The following is a 6,113-nucleotide window of genomic DNA, read 5'->3' as shown; positions in this document are numbered from 1 at the left end:
CGGCAGGGTGACCATGAGGACGCCGTAGAGCGTGACGGAGGCCAGGCCCTGGAACACGAGCCAGGCTCCGCAGCCGACTCCGGTGATGCCGGCGCCGACGCCGATGGAGGCCACCGCGATCCCGGCCGCCCAGGCGGGCACGATCCGCTTGTCGTCCTGATGGACGGGCGGGGTGTCGCCGTACGGCGGGACCTCGGATTCGTCGCGGAACGACGTCGGGAACTGCCGCTCGGGGCGCATCGCTTCGGCGATGATCCGCTCGGCTTCGGTCTTGGCTTCGGAGTCGGACAGTGGGCGGGTGACGTGGTTGAAGTCCACGGTGAGCTCCGTTCGGGGCAGATGCGGGGGCGCCCTCCCCGCCGTGGTGGCGGGGAGGGCGCAGGGGGCGAGCGGGATGGGCTACTGCTGTTCGGCAGCGTTCTCGAGCGCGCCCGGCGTCGGGTACTGCCAGAGCGGCCGGCGGGTCTCGGAGCGGACCACCAGGCCGTTGCGGCGGCCGGTGCGCAGCAGGTCGTCGACCAGGGCGCGGGCCTCGGGGCTGGCCGCGAGGACGGCGGCGGCGTCGTCGACCACGAGGGTCAGGGGGCTGTGATTCATCGTCGTGTTCTCTCTTTCGTTAGGCGGTTGGGGTCTGGGGTGGTCAGAAGCTGCTGATCCATCCGGCGACGGAGGAGACGGCGCCGGTGATCGTGGGGGCGATGCCGGTGTTGGCGAGGAAGAAGCCGAACAGGCAGACGGCGATGCCCGGCATGATCCGCTGGTAGCCGGTGCGCACGAGGATGAAGACGATGAGTAGGTGTTTTTGAAGGCTGGTCGTGGGGTGCGTACGGCTGGATGATCTGGGTTGTGGCGTCTGGCGGGGTGGGCCGGCGGTACTGCCGGGAGTGTGGTGATCCGCTTGCGTCGTCGATGGCGGCGGAGGCGGTGTTCTGCTCGGGTCGGTGCAGGTCGAGGCGGTGGCGGAGGCTTCAGCGGGCACGGCAGCGGGTGGCGTTGATGCAGCGTGGTGATCAGGTCGAGTGCCCGGTTTGCGGCCGGTCGTGGACGGTGGGGGTCGAGCGGTCGCGGTCGGCGGTCTACTGTTCGTCGCGGTGCCGGGTCCGTGCCTGCCGCGAAAGACAGGCGTCGCGGAACGGTGTTACCGAAACGCCGTAGGCGAACGGCACGGAAACACCACAGGTCACAGCCGTTTTGCACAATCTCCGGGGGCGGACAACCGGTGCTTCGAGCGCCCCTGGTTCACGCTCTGCCCCGTCATGTCGGGTCCGCGTCACGGTGGAAGTCGGCCTGGGCCGGAACCACTCATTCGACCACCACCGGGTGGTTGATCCGGCCGGGGGCGAGGGCGGTGATCATCGTGTCAGACCGGATCGGCAACGTCACTCGAACTCGTTACGAACAGCTCGTCGCCGAGGCCCGCGACCTGATCAACCAGATGACGAAGGCCCAGTTCGCGCTGGGTGACAAGGCCCTGGAGATCGAGCCGATGCGGCCGGTCGGCGGGTCGATGCCGAACGGCACCGACGACCTGTTCACCGTTGAGGAGTCGTTGCAGATGTTCGCCGACGACATCGGGGTGGCCCGCTCCACGGTCGAGGACTGGCGGTGGACCGCCTCGCGCTGGCCGGAGGCCAAGCGCAAGGGCGGCGTGTCGTTCACCGTCCACAAGATCCTGGCCTCGATCCAGGACGAGGACGAGCGGTGGGCAGCGATCGAGGATGCCCCTTTCAACTCGCGCACGGGCAAGCGGCAGTGGGCACCGGACGCGGCGAAACGCCTGGTCGGGCAGCGGGTTGACCGGCCGGTGACGGTCGAGGAGAAGATCCAGGCAGTCACCGACCTGACCCGCGATGAGGAAGTCGCCTCCCGGGTGACCGTCGACCTTCTGTCGCGGCCGGCCGCCGCGGCCCAGATCACCCCCGACGAACGGCTCCGGGTCGTTCGCGAGCTCACCCGGGACGACGACGTCGCCAAGCAGGTGACCACCGAGATGCTGAAACGCCCCGACGTCGCGAGGGAGACTATGCGGGATGACACCGCCCGCTTTCTGGTCAACCGGGCCCAGTTCGACAACTCCGCGAAGGCCCGCGAGACGATCCGCGAACGCACCCCGGCCGTCCGCAAGATCGAGCACACCATCGAATACCTCGACCTGGTCGGCTCCTGCCACCAGTTCGTCGCCACCCTCGGCCGCCTCGTCCCCAGGATGAGGGGCCAGGAGTTCACCGACGACGAGCGCGAGACCGTCCGCCGCGGCATCTCCAAGGTCCGGGCCGCAGCCGACTGGCTCGAAGCCGCGATCGACAACGGCGAGTTCACCCTGGACGAGCAGCTGGCCAAACTCCTCAAGGGCGAGTAGGCCATGCCCCGACGCCGGGAGGCCCGGCCTCTTGCGGAGCACTACGGCGACCTCGTGCGCGTCGCCCTGATGGAAGCCCGTCCCGCCGGCCTCCAGAGCCGACAGCTCATCACCGCCACCCGCCTGACGAAATACCAGGTCGAGCGAGGGATCCGGCACCTTCGGGATGTCGGGGCGGCCGAACACCTCACTCCGATCATCTGGCGTCGGCGGGACGGATACATGTTCTCCGACGACCCGGCGGACTGGATCGAATACGAGAAGAAGCAGTTCCGCCTCATCCTCGGCCGGCTCACCCGGATGATCACCGGCACGCTGGACCCGCACCTAGCCCGCTACCCCGACGACGAATGGGCCCAGCTGGCATCCGCCCAGCTCACCGGTGTCCGCGCGACCCTGGCCCAGCTCACCCGATAGATCCGTGATGCGTGACTCAACCCGCCGCCACCGCTATCCCTCCGACACCACCGTCGCCGAGTGGGCCCTGATCGAGCCGCTGCTGCCGACCCCGGCCTGTCAGACCAAGACCGGTGGACATCCGGAGAAATGGCCGCGGCGGGACGTTGTCGACGCGATCCGCTTCATCGTCGACAACGGCGCCAAATGGAGGGCTCTACCTGCGGATTTCCCTCCCTGGCAGACCGTTTACGGGTTCTTCTGGCGCTGGAACCGGGCCGGAGTCGTCACCTTCATCCGCGACCAGCTCCGCCGACGGATCCGCACGGACAAGGGCCGCTGCCCCTTCCCGGTCACCCTGATCGTCGACTCCCAGTCCGTGAAAGCGGCCTCCACCGTCGGCAAGGACAGTCGCGGCTACGACGCCGGCAAGAAAATCAACGGGCGCAAAAGACACATCGTGGTCGACACCCTCGGACTGCCCGTGATGATCACGGTGACCCCCGGCGATGCCCGGGACGAGGTCATGGCCAGGGACCTGCTCTGGCGCCTGAGGCTCACGCACCCCCAGATCACCCAGATCTGGGCCGACTCCGCATACTCCCGTGACCTGCTGCCCGCCTGGACCGCGGACCACCTGTGGTTGACCCTGCGGCCCGTCCTCCGGCCCAAGGGCGCGAAGGGATTCGTCGTGCTGCCCCGCCGCTGGAAGGTCGAACGGTCCCTCGGCTGGATCATGAACGCCCGCCGCAACTGCCGGGACTACGAGCGACTGCCCCAGCACTCCGAAGCCCACCTGAACTGGGCATTCATCACCCTCATGACACGGCGCCTGACCCGAAAAGGCTCCCGCACTGACAGCTGGACGAAGAAAACAAAGCCAGCCTGAGAGACAGCCCGATCAAACGTCCTCGATCTCGGTCGTCACCGTCGTCGTTTCCCGGATGAGCCGGTGAGAGACAGAACGAGGCGCGTGAACGCGGCACCACTCAAGACGTTCAATAGCCGCGTCCCGCTCGCGGAACCTTGCCTCCAAGGTATGCCACTGACCCTCGTGACCAGCCTGGACAGTCCACACGATCCTACGAACCTCCGTCGTCACCGACCCCGACGCGCTGACGTTCACCATGCCCACAAGCTACTCGTCCCAGACCAGTTGCAAACAGCGGTTGAAAGACACCTACTAAGAGGATGTCTCACGTGGTGAACCGTTCCGGGTTCGGTAGGGACTCGATCATTTGAGAGGATCGAGTCATGGCACGTCCTTCCCAGTACCCGCTTGAGCTGCGCCGTCGGGCGGTGCGGATGGTCGCCGAGGTGCGGCCGGAGTACGACACCGAGTGGGCCGCTATGAAAGCGGTCGCCCAGAAGCTGGGCATCGGCACGACCGAGACCCTGCGGAAGTGGGTACGGCAGGACCAGATCGACGCTGGGACCCGGCCGGGGACGACGACGGAGGAGTCCGCCGAGCTGAAGCGGCTGAAGAAGGAGAACGCCGAGCTCAAGCGGGCGAACGAGATCCTCAAAGCCGCGGCGTCTTTCTTCGCGGCCGAGCTCGACCGGCCACACACACGCTCGTAGCGTTCATCGACGAGCACAAGGACCGCTTCGGCGGCGTCGAGCCGATCTGCCGCGTGCTGACGATGCACGACTGCAGGATCGCCTCCTCCACCTACTATGCCCACCGCAGACGCCGGACCGCGCCGTCCGCCAGGACCGTGCGGGACGGCGAGCTGAAGGAACTGATCCAGCACGTCTACGACGCCAACTACCGCGTCTACGGGGCGAGGAAGATCTGGCGGGAGCTGAACCGGCAGGGCCAGGCCGTGGCCCGCTGCACCGTCGAACGCCTGATGCGCGAGCTCGGCATCACCGGCGCGGTCCGCGGCAAACGCGTGATCACCACGCTTCCCGGCGGCCAGGCCGGGCGGGCTCCCGACCTCGTGGACCGCAACTTCGTCGCCGGCGCCCCGAACCGCTGCTGGGTCGCGGACTTCACCCATGTCAGAACGTGGGCCGGCGTCGTCTACGTCGCCTTCGTCGTGGACACCTTCTCCCGCCGGATCGTCGGCTGGTCGGCCGCCACCGTGAAGGAGACGGTCTTCGTGCTGGACGCCCTGGAGATGGCGATCTGGCAGCGCGACCGTGATCAACATCCAGTCCAGCCAGGTGAGTTGATCCATCACTCCGATGCCGGGTCGCAATACACGAGTTTCCGGCTCGCCGAGCACCTGGACGCCGCCGGTATCGCCGCCTCGATCGGCTCGGTCGGCGACGCCTACGACAATGCCCTGATGGAGAGCACGATCGGGCTGTTCAAGACCGAGCTGATCAAGCCCCGACGGCCGTGGAAGACGCTGTCCGACGTCGAGCTCGCCACCGCCGAGTACGTCGACTGGTACAACCACCGACGACTCCACGGTGAGATAGGCCACGTCCCGCCCGTTGAATACGAGAACAACCACTACCGGGCAACCACAAAACCCCAGGTCACAACCAACAACTGAGATCTCTACCGAACCCGGAACGGTTCATGGTGAGTTTTGCGAGCTTCTTGTAGCAGGTCAGGGCCGCCGCGAGTCCGAGGAAGGCCAGGAAGTGGCTGCCCTTTCGCTCGTATCGGACGGTCAGGCGGCGGTAGCCGAAGAGCCAGGAGATCGACCGTTCGATCTTCCAGCGGTGCCGGCCGAGACGCTCGCTGGACTCGATGCCGGGCCTGGCGATGCGCGGGACGATGCCCCGCTCGCGCAGCCACTTCAGCCTCTCGGCGGAGTGGTACGCCTTGTCGGCACGGAGCCTGCCGGGGCGGCGTCTACGGGGACCGCGCCTCGAGCGGATGGCGGGTATGCCCAGGACCAGCGGCAGCAGCGCCTGGCTGTCATGAACGTTCGCGCCAGAGACGCCAAGAGCGAGGGGTAAGCCTTGCGCGTCGGACAGTACGTGGAGCTTGCTGCCCTTCTTGCCCCGGTCGACCGGATTGCGCCCGGTCAGCGATCCCCCTTTTTCGCACGGACCGAGGCCGCGTCCACGATCGCCGAGGTCCAGTCCACCTCACCACGGGCCCCGAGTTCGTCCAGAACGGCCCGATGCAGCCGCCGCCACAGCCTGTCCTTGGTCCAAGCGGAGAACCGGCGGTGCGCGGTGGCCGGCGAGACACCGAAAGTCTCCGGCAGATGGCGCCAGGCACAGCCGCTGGTCAGCACGTACACCACAGCCGTGAACGCTGCTCGCTCATCGACCGGGGCCGTGCCTCCACCCTGCGGACGGGAAGTAAACGAAGGCAACAACGGTGCGACGAGCGACCAGAGTTCGTCAGGAACCAACCGCTGCGACAAACCAACAACCATGGCAAAGCATC

The 6,113-nt window shown here is 67.3% G+C and carries 7 protein-coding genes and 1 pseudogene; 4 read left to right on the top strand and 4 right to left on the bottom strand.

Features of this window, described 5'->3' with window-relative positions:
- From QFZ82_RS02215 to QFZ82_RS02205, 3 genes and pseudogenes are all read right to left on the bottom strand, one after another.
- Nucleotides 1–318: pseudogene (locus tag QFZ82_RS02215) on the bottom strand (hypothetical protein); the annotation flags it as partial.
- 81 nt (nucleotides 319–399) lie between these two features.
- A complete protein-coding gene (locus tag QFZ82_RS02210; protein ID WP_307711474.1) occupies nucleotides 400–597 on the bottom strand; it encodes a hypothetical protein in 198 nt (65 codons plus the stop codon).
- Nucleotides 598–640: 43 nt separating this feature from the next.
- Complete coding sequence (locus QFZ82_RS02205; RefSeq protein ID WP_307711473.1) at nucleotides 641–775, bottom strand: hypothetical protein; 135 nt, start codon at nucleotides 773–775, stop codon at nucleotides 641–643.
- Nucleotides 776–1,348: 573 nt separating this feature from the next.
- Between QFZ82_RS02205 and QFZ82_RS02200 the strand changes: the two genes are divergently transcribed.
- From QFZ82_RS02200 to QFZ82_RS02185, 4 genes are all read left to right on the top strand, one after another.
- Nucleotides 1,349–2,359 carry a DUF6192 family protein gene (locus QFZ82_RS02200; protein ID WP_307711472.1) on the top strand — a complete coding sequence of 337 codons (1,011 nt, stop codon included), beginning with the start codon at nucleotides 1,349–1,351 and terminating at the stop codon, nucleotides 2,357–2,359.
- A 3-nt stretch (nucleotides 2,360–2,362) separates the two neighbouring features.
- Nucleotides 2,363–2,776 carry a hypothetical protein gene (locus tag QFZ82_RS02195; RefSeq protein ID WP_307711471.1) on the top strand — a complete coding sequence of 138 codons (414 nt, stop codon included), beginning with the start codon at nucleotides 2,363–2,365 and terminating at the stop codon, nucleotides 2,774–2,776.
- Nucleotides 2,777–2,783: 7 nt separating this feature from the next.
- Nucleotides 2,784–3,644, top strand: coding sequence for an IS5 family transposase (locus QFZ82_RS02190; RefSeq protein WP_373429223.1), 861 nt, complete (start codon nucleotides 2,784–2,786; stop codon nucleotides 3,642–3,644).
- Between the two features lie 365 nt (nucleotides 3,645–4,009).
- Nucleotides 4,010–5,262 (top strand): IS3 family transposase gene (locus QFZ82_RS02185; protein ID WP_307711262.1). Its coding sequence is split into 2 segments (ribosomal slippage): nucleotides 4,010–4,292 and nucleotides 4,292–5,262, totalling 1,254 coding nucleotides; the frame shifts between segments, so codons are not numbered across the junction.
- On the opposite strand, the gene QFZ82_RS02180 is transcribed toward QFZ82_RS02185, so the two are convergent.
- Nucleotides 5,246–6,102 (bottom strand): IS5 family transposase gene (locus QFZ82_RS02180; protein WP_373429222.1). Its coding sequence is split into 2 segments (ribosomal slippage): nucleotides 5,246–5,769 and nucleotides 5,769–6,102, totalling 858 coding nucleotides; the frame shifts between segments, so codons are not numbered across the junction. The genes QFZ82_RS02185 and QFZ82_RS02180 overlap by 17 nt on opposite strands.
- Nucleotides 6,103–6,113: the final 11 nt, after the last annotated feature.

The sequence above is a fragment of the Streptomyces sp. V4I23 genome (genome assembly GCF_030817975.1).
Taxonomy (GTDB): domain Bacteria; phylum Actinomycetota; class Actinomycetes; order Streptomycetales; family Streptomycetaceae; genus Streptomyces.
This window is presented reverse-complemented; position numbering and strand designations above follow the sequence as displayed.